This window comes from Paenarthrobacter sp. NEAU-H11 (assembly GCF_050573415.1).
Classification (GTDB): domain Bacteria; phylum Actinomycetota; class Actinomycetes; order Actinomycetales; family Micrococcaceae; genus Arthrobacter.
The window spans coordinates 71,147-87,622 of sequence record NZ_JBNZGA010000018.1 but is presented as its reverse complement, the minus strand read 5'-3'; the positions used below and the strand labels follow the sequence as shown (position 1 = coordinate 87,622).

Sequence of the window (16,476 nt, the reverse complement as noted above, 5' to 3'; positions counted from 1 at the left end):
GAGGGTGTTTCATTGAGTGTGTAAGGGTCCGGTCTCTAACTAGGGTTTGACCTGCGGTTTCACCCCTGAAAGGACGGGCCCTCTTGGCCGAAATCAGTATGACCACCAACCCCCTTGAAGGCGTCTTGAGCGCCGACCAGATCGACGCCCTCGTCACGGCAGCGGAGGACCTCGGAGAGGGCCGCAACGGTGTTGAAGAGCTCCTCTCCCGGATGACCCGCGCGGTCCTGGAACGGGCCTTGGAAACGGAGATGAGCGACCACCTCGGCTACGAGTCCGGGGACCCCGCAGGGCAGGGCACGGGCAATTCCCGCAACGGCAAGACCACCAAGAGCGTTCAGACCCTCCAGGGGCCGGTGCAGGTCACCGTGCCACGGGACCGGAACAGCTCCTTCGAACCGGTCATCGTGCCCAAGCGGGCCCGCCGGCTGGGCAAGGTCGAAGACATGATCCTGTCCCTTTACGCCCGCGGAATGAGCACCCGGGATATCGGCTCCCACCTCGATGAAATCTACGGGACCAAGGTCTCCGCGGCGACAATTTCGAGGGTGACCGACGTGATTGCCGATGAGCTCGCCCAGTGGCAGAACCGGCCGCTGGAGTCCGTGTATCCGATCGTCTACATCGACGCGATCTGGCTGAAAATCAGGGACGGCGGCGTGGTGGTGAACAAGGCCTGCCACGTGGCCGTGGGCGTGGACGTAGAGGGCCGCAAGCAGGTCCTGGGCCTGTGGCTGGGCACCAGCGAAGGGGCGAAGTTCTGGGCCAACGTGCTCACCGAGATCCGTAACCGCGGAGCCGCCGACATCCTGATCCTGTGCTGCGACGGGCTCACCGGGCTGCCGGCAGCGGTGAACAGCATCTACCCCCAAACCGTCGTGCAGACCTGCGTCGTGCACCTGCTGCGCTCGGCCATGAAATACGCCTCCTACGGTGCACGCAAAGCCATGGCCCGGGACATGCGCCCGATCTACACCGCACCGACCGTGCAGGCGGCCGAGCTGGCCATGGAGGCCTTCGCGGAGACCTGGCAGAGCACAGCTCCCGGGGCGGTGCTGGCCTGGCGGAACGCTTGGGAAGACTTCACCCCGTTCCTGGCTTTCACCCCCGAGATCCGCAAAGTCATCTACACCACGAACCAGATCGAATCGATCAACTACCAACTGCGGAAGATCACCAAAACCAGGGGCTCATTTCCCTCCGACGAGGCCGCGATCAAGCTGGTCTACCTCGGGATCAGAAACATCGAGACCACCCGCGGCGGCGAGCTCGGAACCGGCACCCAAGGCTGGCACCAGGCACTGAACGCTTTCGCCGTTCAATTCCCCAACCGGCTTCCGATCTGACCACCCGGCAGACCGGATAACCGACCGGTCCCTTACACAGAAAACTTGACACCCCCGGGACCGGGCGTGGACGGAAACCAGCATGCTCGTCAGTCTGGGCGCAGCATTCCGCTGGCTCCGGGTCGAAGCCAGCATGCGCCTCGGAAAGCCGCTGCCGCTGCCGCTGATCATCCCGTTCCTCGGCATCGGGGGGGCGCTGGCAGTTGCGGTCATCCTCATGCTGGTGGCATCAAGTTGAGGCACACCGCTATGGAATGCCGCCCGCACGATGACCCCGGACTCCAACCGGAGCGAACTGTCATGGCCTGGGCCCGCACGATGATGTCACTGTTCGTCGTCAGTGCAATCTTCCTGCGGTGGTTACCCCGTCACGGCTGGCCGGTGGCCATCCTCGTTGCCGTCGCAGGAGCCACGGCACTGGCAATCTACATCAGCCAGCGACGGCGCTACCATCACCAAGCCACGGGCATCAGGACTTCCCGTCTGCGAGCAGACGTCACGGCCACACTCTTGACCAGCACCGCCGTGTCGGACTCGGGGCACTCGGAATGCTGGTCGGCGGGTAAACGCGCGAACCCCGGCTATGAACGCCAACTGCGCAAAGACGTGCCAGCGCAGGTCCCGCCAATACCACCAACAACCGCAACGCCCGCCGTTCCCGACTCCGGCTGGACGGAATGGACCAGCAGCCCGCTATGTCCCCTGCCGTGGTCGGTGCTGACCTTCGGGCTCCTCCAAACCTCGCTCACACAACAAGAAATTGAGAAAAAAGCATGACCTACGCAACTCAAATCATCCGGCACATATCGGCCACCGACGTGGCCACGCTTGAGAATCTACTCAATTCAGCCGTCGAAGGCGTCGTTCCGGATGCGCTTGTACTCAACCAAGGCATCAAGGTGACCCGAGTCGGCCCCGGCGACTACCTCGTCGAAACCGCCGCTGACGTTCCGTGCGGTTACACAGTCTATGAGCAGCACTAGACCGAACTCGATAATCAGCGGCTTTTGCCCCGCCTGGGTTATCAATGGAGACGAGGGAGAAGCCTTGTGCGAAGAGTCTGCCATCTTGGCTGGCCCGCTGCACTCATCTGATCAAGCCCGGCGGTTCTTCGCAATTTGAGCAATGAGACGAATGCTTCTGGCGAACCTAATGGCACTTGCAGCGAAGAATTGGCTGTCACCTAATTGTGCATAGGCGTTTGCGCAATTATGTGACAGCGAGCATGGATATCCTGTGTGTACAGGACCGAGCTGATCCGCTACAGGGGAACCCGGTTCCGGATAATGGGTTTTAGGGAGTTCGAGCCATCGTCTCAGTGGCGTCCCTGACGCTCTGGGCCCCTGCGGTTCCAACCGTGAGGCTTGCGGCGTGCACGGCTTCTTGGGCAGCCTCGATGATGCCAGATCCGAGGGCAAGCCTGGCTGCCAGTGATCCGAGAAAGGCATCCCCGGCACCTGTCGTGTCCACTACCCTCGCCACTTTGCCTGCACGGATTTCACGGATGGGCTCGCGGCCCTCGTTATCCAGAACGACACAGCCTCGAGCGCCGAGGGTGACAATCGCCTGCCTTACATCCCAGCGGACTAGCTCATGTAGGAGGGTCTGGGTGGAGAAGGTGCCCCCGCAGAGGTGCCCGGCCTCGTGCTCGTTCATGACAAGGACGTCCACGAGCTCAAGGAGATCATCCGGAACCTGCTCATAGGGGGACAGATTCAGGATCACTCTGCGGTCGTTCGCACGGGCTTCACGACTGGAGACGAGTGCGATCGCCGGCGATGTCTCCAAGGTCAGGCATAGGACGCCGCCCCGGCCTGCCTCGCGGACGGCCTCGACGGCGGTGTCCGGCTCCAGGCTGTCGTTTGCGCCGGGAGCGACAACAATGGTGTTCTCGCCGCGCTCATTGATGGTGATGACGGCAACGCCACTTGGTTTCCCGTCCGCTGTTCTGATTCCGGAGACGTCGATGCCGGTTCTGACCGCGGCTTCAAGAAGCATGGCGCCGTGGCTGTCATCACCGACGACGCCTACGAGCCGTACCGCCACGCCGTGTCGGCGGGCGGCAGCGGCCTGGTTACCGCCTTTGCCGCCAGGTCCGACCTCCAGCCCGGTTGCCCGGACTGTCTCCCCGGGTGCAGGGAAGTCTTGTGTGCGGACCATGATGTCGGCGTTCAGGGAACCCACGACAAGGACGTCGACCATCACTTCATGCCTGTCGTTGCCAGGCCGCGGACAAAGTATCGCTGCAGCAACAGGAAGAGGAGCAGGAGAGGGATGGTTGCGACGGCGGCGCCGGCGAAGGTGAGGCCCCAGTTCGGTAGATAGTCCGGGGCGGCCGAGTGGGCCACGGCGACCTGGATCACCTGGTTCTCCTGGGTTTGGATGGCGACGAGCGGCCAGAGGAAAGCGTTCCACGAGAACAGAAACTTGATCAGGATTAGGGTCGCCAGCGATGTGCGGACATTGGGCAGGATCACGGACCAAAAAATCCTCAGGTGCCCGGCGCCATCGATTCGTGCTGCTTCGTCAAGCTCTGTGGGAATCTGCTCGAAGGACTGCCTGAGGAGAAAGAGTCCGAAGACGCTTGCCACGCCGGGAAGGGCTACGGCCCATAGCGTGTCCTCTATCCCGAGGCCGGAAACCACGCGGTAGAGGGGCACGACCATGGCCTCAACGGGGAGCATGAATGTGGCGAGAATCAGTGCGAAGATCAGACCGCGTCCCCTGAAGCTCATCCTGGTCAGGGCATAGGCTGCCAAAGAGCAGACCACCAGAGCCCCCAGAACTTCGATGGCGGCGATCGCCAATGAGTTCCCGAGGGCGACCCCGACACGCTTCTTGACAAAAAGTTCAACAAAGTTGTCGAGGACTGCGTCTACTGGGAAAAAGGTCCGCCACGTGACCGGAGACATGTCTTTGAAGATCTCCGTTTGGCCTTTGAATCCGGACGAAACGATCCATAGGTAGGGCAGCGCGAAGACGACGACGACGACTGCCAGAACAGCACCCGAAGTCACAAGCTTCCGCTTTGATCCTGTCATTTCAATAATTCCATTTCGTCTTTAGGAGCCTCATTTGCACAAGGCTGACAAGCAGTGCGAAAACGAGGACGACAATCGAAATCGCGGACGCGAATCCTGGTTCCTGGAGGAAGAATGCGGTGCGATAGATGTGGTACATGATGAAGTTTGTGCTTCCCTCAGGGCCGCCGGTAGTCATGATGAACGCAGGGGCAAAGGCCTGGAGGGCGAAGACTGTCATCATGACCACCACCAGGACCGTGGTCCTGGAGACCATGGGCACCGTGATGTGCCACAGGCGCTGCAGCGGTCCCGCACCGTCAATCTCTGAGGCCTCCTGGACCTCGGCCGGGATGGCTTGAAGTCCGCCAAGGAACAGGACGGCTGCCAGGCCGACCTGCTGCCACACACACATCAGGACGATGGCAATCAGTGCCGTGTTCTTGTCTGTCAGGAAAGCGACGGGTTCCAGCCCCGTTCCGCCGAGCACTCCGTTGACAAGGCCCGTCTGAGCCAGCATGAACGTCCACATGGTGGCGACGACCACCGAGGAGGTCACGACGGGCAGGAATACCACGGTGCGAACGATTCCGCGGGCCGGGAGCTTGCCGTTCAGGTACACCGCCAGCAGCAACCCGAGCGGAACAACGATGACGAGGAAGGCGACCATGAAGACCGCCGTCACGCCAAAGGACTGCAGGGTGTCCGGATCCGAAAAGATCCGGACGAAGTTCTTGGCGCCGACAAATTCGGCAGCGTCGGGGTTGAACAGCGTGTATTCGTGGACACTGTCGCGTGCCAGAACGAATAGCGGGATGTACTGAAAGAGGAGCGTCAGGAGGACGAACGGGGCAAGGAAGCCACTCGCCGTCAAGGCGGTACGCCTCCGGTACCGACGCTGGCCGGCGGTGGCCCGCGCCGGCACCGTGGGGTGCCGGCGCGGGCCTTTGGCCGCCTGACGCTCGGAGAGTGTCGCGGTCATCAGTTCTCCGCCTATTTCCCGAGTACCGGATCGATGCGGGATGCGGCCTTGTCCAGGGCGGTCTTCGGGTCCGCTCCTGCGACGATGTCCTTGAGCGCTTCCTGCACGTACTGGTCGTACTGGACGTACTGGGGGGACGGCGGACGCGGGACACCAATCTTCTGGATCTCGTCCGTGAACAGCTTGTAGGGGTACTCGTTCAGGGCCGGAACACTCGCGGCAACCGACTTCAGTGCAGGCTGCGCAAAGGTCTTGACCGAATACTGCTTAAGCTGGTCACCGGTGCTCATCGCCACAATGGCTTTGGAAGCGGCTTCCTTGAACTTCGCCCTGGCCGGAACACCCATGGTGATCGAACCCGTGTGGACGACCGGGGTCTTGATGTATGGCATCGGTGCAATGCCCCACTCGAAGTCCGGCTTTGCCTTGTTGAGGGTGTCAATCATCCCGACGACCTCAATGTCGAAGCACGAGCGCTTGTCGATCAAGGCATTGGGAATCGCGGTCTGCGACGCTACCGCGTTCGGGCCCTGGAAGAGTCCCTGGAAGAACTTCGCCCCCTCGATAGCCTCCGGTGTGTTCAGCCAGCCGCTGGCAGACTTGGCGTCGTCAGACAGGCCGTAGAACGTCTTGTAGGCGGTGGAATCCTTCGGCGCTTTCGGGTCGCCGGCGGAACGCAGGATCAGCTGGTCCCGGTAAGGGAACCCAGGGCTCCAGCGCCCGGCTGCCCAGCCCCACACGCTGGGGTTGCCGGCAGGTCCCTGCTGGCACTTGGCCATCGCGTCGCGGGCCTGCTCCCAGGTCCACGCCTGGTCAAGCGTCGTGGGAACCTTGATCCCGGCAGCGTCCGTCATCGTTTTGTTGTAGAACAGGGCAAGGCTGTCCTGCTGGATGCCCATCCCGTAAAGCTTGCCCTTATAAGACTGCTCGGTGACGGTCGCCGGAATCGCGTCGTCTTTCCAGCCCTGAGGCAGGTAGTCGTCGAGCGGGGCCAAGATGCCCTGTGAGGCGAAGTTCTGGGTCCAGGGGCCGTCGAATCCGATGATATCCGGCTGGTTCTTGGACGAAGCAGCCACGGAGATCTTCTCGGCGAGCTGGGCGAAGGGCACTCGTTCGACGTCGAACGTGGTGCACTTGTCGGTTTTGGCGAACTCTTCGATCTGCCCAGGCTTGGGGAAACCGAATTCCGAGGTGAGGACCTTGAGCGTGGCGGCCCCGTTCGGGCAGTCTGCGGTGGTGGGCAGAGCTTCTGACTTGGTGCCGCCTGAGGCGCAGCCGGTCATGGCAACGGCTGAAACCGCGCCCAGGGCGATAAGGGTCTTGAACGACCTCTTCATGGGTGAACTCCTATGGGATGTGACGTAGCTGAGTAGGTGCGGTAGTACAGGAGGGGCCAAGGACAATGTCCTTAGCCGGAGAGTGCGCCGAAGAGAAGCTTGCTAAAGAGCTTGGCGTCGGCCGAGTGGGCCCAGGAAACGTTCGGGGTCCCGCCGTCCCGGCCGAGCGGGTCCACTATGGTGCGCCCGTAGGTGTGGAATCCCACGGTGTCAATGGATACTGCGGTATCAGCGGTCCCGACGACGTTTGGATCCAGCGCGTAGGCCACGCACAATGCGTCATGAATAGGGGCCGCGTCCTTGTCCTGCGCCCATGGCTGGTCCTGGCGTGCGGCGATGTAGCCTTCAATGATGGTTGCTGCGGCGTTTCCGCCGGCACTTCCGAGTGCGCGCAGCCCGGCACAGTCTTCGCGGCTGATGAGTGCCTGGCGCGTGGCATCCAGGGGGATCATGGTGATCTTCTTGAATCCGGCGTTCAACAGTACATGCGCGGCTACGGGGTCTTCGTGGACATTGAACTCGGCCTGGCTGCTTTCGTTGCCACGGCCGGACGCCCCTCCCATTAGAACGACTTCGTCGACGTGCTCAACGATGTCGGGCGCAATAGTCACGGCGGCCGCAATATTTGTCAACGGGGCCACGGGGACCAGGGTCACCGGAGACGTCGCCCCCCGCAGTGTCCGGACGAGCCATTCGACCGCCGGCTCGGGACGGGCCGATCCGACCGGAGCTGGAAGATCGAGGCGCAGCTGGTGCGCCAGTGCGCCGGTGCTGGCGACGCCGGCGGGCCGAGGGAATGGCCGCGGGGCAAACGGGCGGTCCAATCCCCGGAAGACGGGGATATGCCCGGCTCCGATGCATTCCAGCACCCGCAGAGTGTTGTCGGTGGTGACTGCCACTGGAAGATTGCCGCCCACAGTCGTGATCCCCAGCAACGAAAGTTCCGGATGAAGGGCGGCCATCAGGATAGCGATGGCATCGTCGTTGCCGGTGTCCACGTCGAGGATGAGTTGCTTGCTCATGGTTACCTGTGATCTCTAAGTTCAATCTCGGTGGCGTCCTCGCCACTCATCAAGTGTTCTCGATCACAGGTTCATCTGTCCAATTCATAAATCAGCTCAACGTAATCAAAATATTAGATGATTAAAGGGGTGGAATTGGCCTCCTTGATCTGCTCGCGCAAGGCCTGGATGACGGCCTTCATTCGGGCCGTGGTCCGCTGGGTCCCCAACCGGGCGACGACGGTCCGTACCTCGGGCACGGGCCCGTCGACGGGTACCGTGACGACCCGCCCGCCGTCGTACGACAAGTTGTGGCGGGGCCGCTGATGGAGGATCGAAAACCCGTGTCCGTTGGCCACAAAGGTGCGCACCGTCTCGAAGCTGCCGGAGCGGAACCGTACGGTGGGTTCAAGGCCGGCGCCGGCAAGAATCCCCAGCATCAGTTCCCGTGTCTGGGGGAGGTCGAGCAGGATGAAGGGTTCTTCGGCAAGCTCCTGCAGATCAATGGAGCTGCGCGTCGCAAGGCGGTGGGCCTCCGGGAGGGCAATGTAGGGTCGGGTGGTGTCCACCTGACTCGTCCTGACCCCCTCGGGCAGGCCATAGTCGTAGCAGATCGCAAGTTCAGCCTTGCCCGTCATGAGGGCTGACGCGCACCCGGCGGCATCCGCCTCAGTGACCTCGACGTTTAATCCGGGGTGCATCAGGCTCAGCCGCGCCAGGAGTCCGGGCAACAGGAAGGGTGCGAGCGTCGTGAAGCACACAAGGCGGACGCTGCCCTCCAGGGCGACCTGCTCCTCGCGGGCGCGGTCGAGGGCCTCCTCAAGCTGGGCGAGAAGCTCCTGGGCATCCTTAACGAACAATTCACCCGCGGGCGTGAGGACCAGCCCTTTCGAGCGTTGCCGTATGAAAAACTGCGCGCCAACTGCCCGTTCAAGCTGAGCAACCGCGGTCGAGACCGCCGACTGAGCGACATTAAGCCGGGCCGCCGCCGCCGTCATCGACAGCCGCGCGGCGGCCTCCGTAAAGTACCGCAGTTGTGTGAGCGTGACATCCATTGACCGACCATAACATCAGCTATGCAGATGTAATCCGTCCACTTCAGCGCAAATGAACATGAATCTAGGGCTGCTGGAGCGCGACGTCCAGTGCGGTCCACGCGAGGGCCGTGGCCCCGTCTCGCAATGCCCGCTCAGCGCCAGGGCCCACGCACGCGTCCGCGAACCCAGGCTGGTGGTTGCTTGCCTCGGATCCAACCCCCACGTAGGGGTGGATCGCGTTCACTATTTGAGAGACATTGCCCATGTCCGTGGAGGCGCGGTTCATGGCCGCGGCCATCGGGTCCACGGCAAAGCTGCGCCCGGTCCGGATGGCATTGCGGCGATAAAAGTCCAGCGCTTTTTCATCTGTGCGCATCTCGGCGTAACGCTTGCTTTCCGGGGTCACTGTCAGCTCGGCACCGGTGGCCAGCGCCCCTGCTTTGAAGCATCTGAGCACACGCTCCTCGACTTCCAGCAGTTCGGCCGTGGTCTCCGCCCGGACGTACCAGCGCCCTTCGGTCCGCCCCGGGATCGCATTGGGAGCCTCTCCCCCGTAAGTCTGAACGCCATGCACCCGCACACTTGACGGAAGCTGCTGACGCAGCAGGGCGATGCCCAGCTGCGCCACCATAAACGCATCGTTGGCATTGACGCCACGCTCCGGGTATGCGGCCGCGTGGGCTGCTTTGCCTGTATACCGGATGTGCCAGTGCGCCACCGCAAAAGGCCTGGCCTCAGCAACGTCCACCGGAGCCGGGTGAGCCATCAGGGCAAGGTCGAGGTTTGTGAAAGCCCCGCGCTCGAGCAGTTCGATCTTTCCGCCGCCGCCTTCCTCGGCCGGCGTTCCGACCACCTCGACCGTGACTCCAGCCTCCGCCGCAACAGCGGCCAGGGCAATCGCACCCCCTGCCGACATCGCCGCGATGAGATTGTGTCCGCACGCGTGCCCCAGACCCGGGAGCGCGTCATATTCGGCGAGGAACCCAACGGTGAAACCATCGTTCTCCCGGGGTCTGAACACGGCCCGGAATGCCGTCTCAAGGCCAAGATAGGGTTGCTCGACAGCGAATCCGTGGCGGGCGAGGAGCGCCGCCACGGCAGCCGAGGAGCGGTGCTCCTGCCAGGCAGTCTCCGGATCGCAATGCAACTGGTTGGACAGGCCGATGAGCTCGGCCTCCACTTCGGCAAGTCTCGCAGCGATCCGGTCCTTGAACTCATCATTCATCGCCCGGTACCCCGTAAGACGGCGCAACCCCCGGATTGGTGCCGCGTGAGATGTAGTCATCACGCTGCGGCAGCCAGACATCCAGCACCCGGCCCAGCTCGCCGATCGGATCCTCGGACCAGTCGACCCGCAGGTCAGTAACCCGCCATCCGGCATCACCGACCACGGACAAACCGGCAGAATGTACCGGCCCTTCCTCCCCGCCGGCAGTGAGGGCGGCACGCAATGCCGCATACAACCGCTCTTCGATTCGCCCCGCGGTAGTAAGTGCAGCCTCAATCATGGCCTCGAGGACGTCGGGGCATGCGAGCATGTTGCCCCCGCAGACCGCATTTTCGCGGACCGCCGACCCGTAAATACCGAGTGCCTGAGTGCCGGAATGGACCGCCGCCCGGCCGGCTGCGTCAAGCACCAGCAACTGGCGGTAGCCGATAGTGGCCTGGTCGGCTCCTGAAACGACAGCGTCGAGCGCCTCCGTCGCGGACGACCCGGAGCGCAACCGCTCAACGAGCTGGGCGCCAAGACGCGGATCGGTGACATTCTGGGAATTCGCCCCGCCCACGCCGTCAGCCAGGTGCACGCAACGGGCGGCAACGGCAGGCGAGGACGAGGAAATTGCGGCGCCGAACTCACCCGTGGCTGGGTCGCGAAGCAGCAAGGAGAAGGTCACGGCGCCGGGCTTTCACTGATCACGGCTGTGGCGTCGATCTCAACGAGCCATTCCGGCCTGGCGAGTGCCTGGACAACAATCCCGGTCGAGACCGGAAAGACCCCTTTGAGCCACGAACCCATGGTGCGGTACACGTCCTCCCTGTAGCGCGGATCGGTGATGTAAACCGTCACCTTAACGATGTCCTCAAGCCGGCTGCCAGCCTCTTCCAGGAGCATCTTGATGTTCGCCATGGCCTTATCCGCCTGCGCGGCAACGTCCCCGATGCCAACGGACTCCCGCGTGTCGAGGTCCTGCCCGATTTGCCCGCGCAGATACACCACACCGTTCGCGACGACAGCCTGGCACAGGTCATTGTCCAGATTCTGCTCCGGGTAGGTTTCCTTGGTGTTGAACATTCTTAGCCGCACATGGGTGCTCATGGGTGATGTATCCTCGCTCATCGATTTCCGCAGTATCTCGGAACACCAATCCTTCGGAATGCACTTCCCCCTGTAAAGAAGCGAAAACGCAGCAACTGCATCTCCACAGCAGATGCAGCCAGAACTCGCTTGAAATTCATTGTTTTGATCCAAAAAACTGACTTTATCTGCCTAGCAGATGCCCTACCGCGTCAATGCATATTGGACGATGCGCCGCACCTAGCGCTTTGCTGGTGGTGAACTACCCGGTCAAAGAATGACCGCACAGCGAGCGGAGATTTGAAATGTCGATCCACAAACCCGAGGCCACCGAGGTCCTCGTCGTCGGTGCAGGGCAGGCCGGTGTGGCCATGAGTGAGCACCTAAGCGCGCATGGCGTGCCCCACCTGGTGCTTGAACGCGGTCGCATCGCCGAGCGCTGGCGCTCCGAGCGGTGGGATTCGCTCGTGGCCAACGGGCCGGCATGGCACGACCGTTTCCCCGGATTGGAATTCGATGATCTGGCGGGCGACGATTTCGCGGGCAAGGACCGGCTCGCGGACTACTTCGAGGCATACGCCCAGAAGTACAACGCCCCGATCCGATGTGGCACCGAAGTGCTCTCTGTCCGTCGGAAGGTGGGCGAGCCCGGCTTCCATGTGGAGACCTCTTCGGGCCCGGTTGACGCCCGCTATGTTGTCGCTGCGACGGGGCCCTTCCAGCACCCCCGTATTCCCGCCCTTGTCCCCGCCGAATCGGGGCTCTGTCAGATTCATTCCAGTGCGTATCGCAACCCGCAACAACTCCCCGCCGGGAACGTGCTGGTTGTAGGGGCCGGGTCGTCCGGGACCCAGATCGCCGACGAGCTGCGCCGGTCCGGACGGGACGTGTTCCTGTCAGTCGGACCTCACGGCCGGCCTCCGCGTAGCTACCGCGGCCGCGACTTCACCTGGTGGCTCGGGGTACTCAACAAATGGGAGGCCCCGACTCCCCCTGCCGGCGCGGGCCACGTCACCATCGCGGTGAGCGGGGCCCACGGCGGCAAGACGGTCGATTTCCGCCACCTCGCGGCCAGCGGCATCACGCTCGTCGGCAGGGCGTCGTCCTTCGACAACGGCGTGATCAGCTTCGCGCCGGACCTGGCCGGGAACATCGCCGCCGGCGACGCCGACTACCTGTCCATGCTCGCGGAAGCAGATGCCTACATCGCCGATAACGGCCTTGATCTCCCCGAGGAGCCCGAGGCGCATGTCATCGCTCCTGACCCACAGTGTCTCAGAGAGCCGATCCTGGAACTTAAACTGGCCAAATCCGGCGTGACCTCCATCGTTTGGGCGACAGGCTTCGGCGTCGATTATGGGTGGCTCCAGGTAGATGCCTTCGACGCGGACGGCCGACCAAAACACCTGAAGGGCGTTTCATCTGAACCGGGCGTCTACTTCCTCGGATTGCCATGGCAATCACGCCGAGGCTCCAGCTTCATCTGGGGCGTCTGGCACGACGCCAAATACCTCGCGGACCATATCGCGATCCAACGCCACTACCTCGCCTACGGCACCACACACGCTGCGTATGTCTAAGCCCTGCTGACATCCCGGGCCCGATGCAATGACATAAGGACCGCGAAAGGACGAACGACTACTCAGGTGCGGCAAGTCGAGGGGGAGGCCTGATGGTCCGTGGCCTCCCCCCCTGCCCGCGAGCCCGCTTTCAGTCTCCGAAAGTCAGACGCGACCACGGCAAGATTAACATTTCGGCATGGATGAACTACGGGCCTCCAAGGATGACCTGACCTTCACCCTCTCCGCACCAACCATGTCCATTCCCTGCGCAGAACTCCGATCTATGCCGGTCAACGAAGATCTAAGGAACTCATGGCCACCCCAACTACTCTCGACGCCACCGAAGTGGCAGCGGAAACGCGGTCCGAACACGACCTGCTCGGCGACCGGGACGTACCCGCCCAGGCGTACTGGGGCGTGCACACGCTCCGGGCCGTGGAAAACTTCCCCATCACCGGGCAGAAGCTCTCCTCCAACATGCACCTGGTCCGGGGCCTTGCCGCCGTGAAACTGGCCGCCGCGCGCACCAACCGCGAGCTTGGCCTGCTGGACGCCGAACGCGCCGAAGCCATCGAACAGGCCTGCCAGGATGTCATGGCCGGACGGCTTGCCGACCAGTTCGTGGTGGACGTGGTCCAGGGCGGTGCCGGGACGTCGTCGAACATGAACGCCAACGAGGTCATCGCCAACCGGGCGCTGGAAATCCTTGGCCACCCCAAGGGTGACTACGCGCGGCTGCACCCGAACGACCACGTCAACCTCAGCCAGTCCACCAACGACGTGTACCCCACGGCCGTGAAGCTGGGCACCATCTTCGCCGCCAGGGAGCTGCTGGCTGCACTCGAAGAACTCGAGGATGCCTGCGCTGCCAAGGCCATGGAATTCCGCACCGTGGTCAAGATGGGCCGCACCCAACTGCAGGACGCCGTCCCCATGACCCTGGGCCAGGAGTTCGGCAGCTACGCCGTCACCATCGGCGAGGACCGGCTGCGCCTGGCGGAGGCAGAGCTGCTGATCCACGAGATCAACCTCGGGGCCACCGCCATCGGCACCGGCCTGAATGCCCCGGCCGGTTACGCCGCAACGGCCTGCCGGCACCTTGCGGAGGTCACCGGACTGCCGCTGGTGACCGCCGTCGACCTCATTGAAGCCACCCAGGACGTGGGCGCTTTTGTGCACCTGTCCGGCGTGCTGAAGCGTGTGGCGGTCAAGCTGTCCAAGATCTGCAACGACCTCCGCCTGCTCTCCTCAGGCCCCCGCGCCGGCTTCGGCGAGATCAACCTGCCGGCCGTCCAGTCCGGATCGTCCATCATGCCCGGCAAGATCAACCCGGTCATCCCGGAAGTGGTCTCCCAGGTGGCCTACGAGGTGATCGGCAACGATGTCACCATCACCATGGCCGCCGAGGCCGGGCAGCTGCAGCTCAACGCCTTCGAACCCATCATCGTCCACAGCCTCCACAAGAGCATCTCCCACCTCGAAGCAGCATGCCGCACCCTTACGGCCCGCTGCATCCGCGGCATCACCGCCAACACCGAACACCTGCGCCGCACCGTGGAGCAGTCAATCGGCCTGGTCACCGCATTGAATCCCCACCTCGGCTACGCCACCGCCACCGCCATCGCGCAGGAGGCGCTTGCCACCGGCAAGGGCGTGGCTGAACTGGTCCTGGAACACGGGCTCCTCACCGACGCCCAGCTCCAGGAACTCCTGAGCCCCGAACGCGTGGCCAACCTCAGCAAACCCAACCTTCGGAACGCGAAGCTAGGATGAGCCACTCCCCTCCCCGAGCACTGGCGGCTGCTGCTATATCTGGCGAACCGCCTGCTCCCACGTTCCGTCACAGAGCACATCGAAGTAACTACGACCGAGCGATCGAACCAGCAAAGGAGAACCCATGGCCCTTGGTCCCCAAGTCTCGGTAGCCAACGCCGCCTTCCCGCTAATGGCTATCGACCATCTCCTGAACTCGGCGCTACCGCTTTCCCTTGAAGTTTTGACTGCGGAGGAGCCCTGAAGCAAAGACGAGAAGCTTACCCATGCCGTCAACACGCTTATACCCGCGGCTTTAGAGCGCAGGCAGGGCATTCTGGTGATACAACGCGCTTACGGCAAATACACAGTCCGCGTGGACCAGGAAGTGCCATGCGGCATGATCCATGAGTCTCGTCAATGAACGCACGAAAGACTCCTCACAAGGAATCAGATTCCCTGCCCTCGCCAGCGCCGACGCACTGACCCGCGCGAACTCCGCAGTCCAATCAAAATAGTTTCGCCCCAAATTGATGAGTCCCAATGAACCCGGCTATTCGCCTTTCCGCATGAGTTACACCCCAACCTGACGTCAGGCGACCAGTCATCCGACGTCAGAAAAGAGCAGGTTCGCCCCTTCCCAGACAGGGTTCTCAACGAGTCTTAGATTTCATCCTGACAGCATTTAGGCTCAGGAGGCTTCGACTGGACGGGGACACCACAGTTGTCCTCTGGTCTTCACCGACGAAACGCCTCCGTGGCCAACCTGATGCTTTAGATCGTGGGCCCTTGTCGAATTCGATGCTGCGGAGGCGGATCGGCGTGCCGCAGCCGTTGTTGCGAAGTCCGTTCTGGCCCGCGTTGTTAAGGAATCAGCGGTAAATCTGTCTACCAGCACCTTGCGCCCGGCCAAGGACTGAGCAACCTAAACGAAATACCACTTGTAATACAAGTAGCGCGCTTATATCCTAAGTTGGCGGGCAAAGGAGCCCGGCCCCGCCCAAAGGAGAAACCGTGAGTACCGTCGACCTGATCCGGCACGTCAAGCTGTCTACCGCCCGCCTTCCCCTCGCTGTTCCCATCAGCGATGCCAAGGTCTTCACGGGCAGGCAGAAGCCCATGACGGAGGTGGTCTTCCTGTTCGCGGAAATCACCACGGAGCTGGGGCACACCGGCGTCGGATTCAGCTACTCCAAGCGGGCCGGCGGGCCGGCGCAGTATGCACACGCCAGGGAAGTGGCCGAGGGCGTCATCGGCGAGGATCCCAACGACATTGCGAAGATCTACACCAAGCTGCTGTGGGCCGGAGCCTCAGTGGGCCGGTCCGGCGTCGCCACCCAAGCACTGGCCGCGATCGACATCGCCCTCTACGACCTCAAAGCCAAGCGGGCCGGCCTGCCGCTGGCCAAGTTCCTGGGCTCGTACCGCGACTCCGTGCAGACGTACAACACGTCGGGCGGCTTCCTGAACGCCACCCTCGAGGAAGTGAAGGCCCGGGCCACCCAGTCACTCGAGGAAGGCATCGGCGGCATCAAGGTCAAAGTGGGCCTCCCCGACAGCAAAGAGGACCTGCGCCGCGTCGCAGGCATCCGCGAACACATCGGCTGGGATGTCCCGCTGATGGTGGACGCCAACCAGCAGTGGGACCGGGCAACCGCCCTTCGAATGGGCCGCCAGCTCGAGGAGTTCAACCTGATCTGGATCGAAGAACCCCTGGACGCCTACGACTTCGAGGGCCACGCCCACCTGGCCAACGTCCTGGACACCCCCATCGCCACCGGTGAAATGCTGGCGTCTGTGGCCGAACACAAGGGCCTCATCAACGCCGACGGCTGCGACATCATCCAGCCCGACGCCCCCCGCGTCGGCGGCATCACCCAGTTCCTCCGCCTCGCCGCCCTGGCCGACGAGCGCGGGCTGGGCCTTGCCCCGCACTTCGCCATGGAGATCCATCTCCACCTGGCCGCCGCCTACCCGCGCGAGCCCTGGGTGGAACACTTCGACTGGCTCGACCCGCTGTTCAATGAGCGGCTCGAAACCAAGGACGGCCGGATGATCGTCCCGGACCGCCCGGGCCTCGGCGTCACCCTCAGCGACCAGGCACGTGCCTGGACCACCGAAACCGTGGAGTTCGGCGCGTAAC

General features: G+C 63.0%; 16 protein-coding genes. 7 read left to right on the top strand and 9 right to left on the bottom strand.

Going from position 1 to position 16,476, the window contains the following annotated elements; genetic code table 11:
- Positions 1-98 precede the first annotated feature (98 nt).
- The 4 genes from ACQ3DC_RS18450 to ACQ3DC_RS18435 all read left to right on the top strand — a co-directional run bounded on the left by ACQ3DC_RS18450 (position 99) and on the right by ACQ3DC_RS18435 (position 2,329).
- On the top strand, positions 99-1,346 hold the full coding sequence (locus ACQ3DC_RS18450; RefSeq protein WP_430752900.1) for an IS256 family transposase: 1,248 nt from the start codon (positions 99-101) through the stop codon (positions 1,344-1,346).
- 82 nt (positions 1,347-1,428) lie between these two features.
- Positions 1,429-1,584: a hypothetical protein gene (locus tag ACQ3DC_RS18445; protein ID WP_430752899.1), complete on the top strand. Its 156-nt coding sequence runs from the start codon at positions 1,429-1,431 to the stop codon at positions 1,582-1,584.
- A gap of 62 nt (positions 1,585-1,646) precedes the next feature.
- Positions 1,647-2,123: a DUF202 domain-containing protein gene (locus ACQ3DC_RS18440; RefSeq protein WP_430752898.1), complete on the top strand. Its 477-nt coding sequence runs from the start codon at positions 1,647-1,649 to the stop codon at positions 2,121-2,123.
- Complete coding sequence (locus tag ACQ3DC_RS18435; protein WP_430752897.1) at positions 2,120-2,329, top strand: hypothetical protein; 210 nt, start codon at positions 2,120-2,122, stop codon at positions 2,327-2,329. Before ACQ3DC_RS18440 ends, ACQ3DC_RS18435 begins: the two co-directional genes overlap by 4 nt.
- Before the next feature lie 310 nt (positions 2,330-2,639).
- On the opposite strand, the gene ACQ3DC_RS18430 is transcribed toward ACQ3DC_RS18435, so the two are convergent.
- The 9 genes from ACQ3DC_RS18430 to ACQ3DC_RS18390 all read right to left on the bottom strand — a co-directional run bounded on the left by ACQ3DC_RS18430 (position 2,640) and on the right by ACQ3DC_RS18390 (position 11,040).
- On the bottom strand, positions 2,640-3,548 hold the full coding sequence (locus ACQ3DC_RS18430; protein ID WP_430752896.1) for a ribokinase: 909 nt from the start codon (positions 3,546-3,548) through the stop codon (positions 2,640-2,642).
- Positions 3,548-4,387, bottom strand: coding sequence for a carbohydrate ABC transporter permease (locus ACQ3DC_RS18425; protein WP_430752895.1), 840 nt, complete (start codon positions 4,385-4,387; stop codon positions 3,548-3,550). The genes ACQ3DC_RS18430 and ACQ3DC_RS18425 overlap by 1 nt, the downstream gene beginning before the upstream one ends.
- Before the next feature lies 1 nt (position 4,388).
- Positions 4,389-5,348, bottom strand: coding sequence for a carbohydrate ABC transporter permease (locus ACQ3DC_RS18420; RefSeq protein WP_430752894.1), 960 nt, complete (start codon positions 5,346-5,348; stop codon positions 4,389-4,391).
- Positions 5,349-5,359: 11 nt separating this feature from the next.
- Positions 5,360-6,685 carry an extracellular solute-binding protein gene (locus ACQ3DC_RS18415; RefSeq protein WP_430752893.1) on the bottom strand — a complete coding sequence of 442 codons (1,326 nt, stop codon included), beginning with the start codon at positions 6,683-6,685 and terminating at the stop codon, positions 5,360-5,362.
- A 71-nt stretch (positions 6,686-6,756) separates the two neighbouring features.
- Positions 6,757-7,707 carry a nucleoside hydrolase gene (locus ACQ3DC_RS18410; protein WP_430752892.1) on the bottom strand — a complete coding sequence of 317 codons (951 nt, stop codon included), beginning with the start codon at positions 7,705-7,707 and terminating at the stop codon, positions 6,757-6,759.
- Positions 7,708-7,820: 113 nt separating this feature from the next.
- Positions 7,821-8,741: a LysR substrate-binding domain-containing protein gene (locus ACQ3DC_RS18405; RefSeq protein WP_430752891.1), complete on the bottom strand. Its 921-nt coding sequence runs from the start codon at positions 8,739-8,741 to the stop codon at positions 7,821-7,823.
- A gap of 64 nt (positions 8,742-8,805) precedes the next feature.
- Entirely contained in the window at positions 8,806-9,948 is a 1,143-nt protein-coding gene (locus ACQ3DC_RS18400; RefSeq protein WP_430752890.1) for an amidohydrolase, read from the bottom strand.
- Positions 9,941-10,618, bottom strand: coding sequence for a DUF1028 domain-containing protein (locus ACQ3DC_RS18395; protein WP_430752889.1), 678 nt, complete (start codon positions 10,616-10,618; stop codon positions 9,941-9,943). Before ACQ3DC_RS18395 ends, ACQ3DC_RS18400 begins: the two co-directional genes overlap by 8 nt.
- Positions 10,615-11,040: a RidA family protein gene (locus tag ACQ3DC_RS18390; protein WP_430752888.1), complete on the bottom strand. Its 426-nt coding sequence runs from the start codon at positions 11,038-11,040 to the stop codon at positions 10,615-10,617. The genes ACQ3DC_RS18395 and ACQ3DC_RS18390 overlap by 4 nt, the downstream gene beginning before the upstream one ends.
- A gap of 284 nt (positions 11,041-11,324) precedes the next feature.
- Here ACQ3DC_RS18390 and ACQ3DC_RS18385 point away from each other — a divergent pair, with 284 nt between their 5' ends.
- The 3 genes from ACQ3DC_RS18385 (at position 11,325) to ACQ3DC_RS18375 (ending at position 16,475) form a co-directional block, all read left to right on the top strand.
- Complete coding sequence (locus tag ACQ3DC_RS18385; protein WP_430752887.1) at positions 11,325-12,599, top strand: flavin-containing monooxygenase; 1,275 nt, start codon at positions 11,325-11,327, stop codon at positions 12,597-12,599.
- A 294-nt stretch (positions 12,600-12,893) separates the two neighbouring features.
- Complete coding sequence (locus tag ACQ3DC_RS18380) at positions 12,894-14,354, top strand: aspartate ammonia-lyase (RefSeq protein ID WP_430752886.1); 1,461 nt, start codon at positions 12,894-12,896, stop codon at positions 14,352-14,354.
- 993 nt (positions 14,355-15,347) lie between these two features.
- Positions 15,348-16,475, top strand: a complete 1,128-nt coding sequence (locus ACQ3DC_RS18375; RefSeq protein ID WP_430752885.1) for an L-talarate/galactarate dehydratase — start codon at positions 15,348-15,350, stop codon at positions 16,473-16,475.
- The last annotated feature ends 1 nt before the right edge of the window (position 16,476 follow it).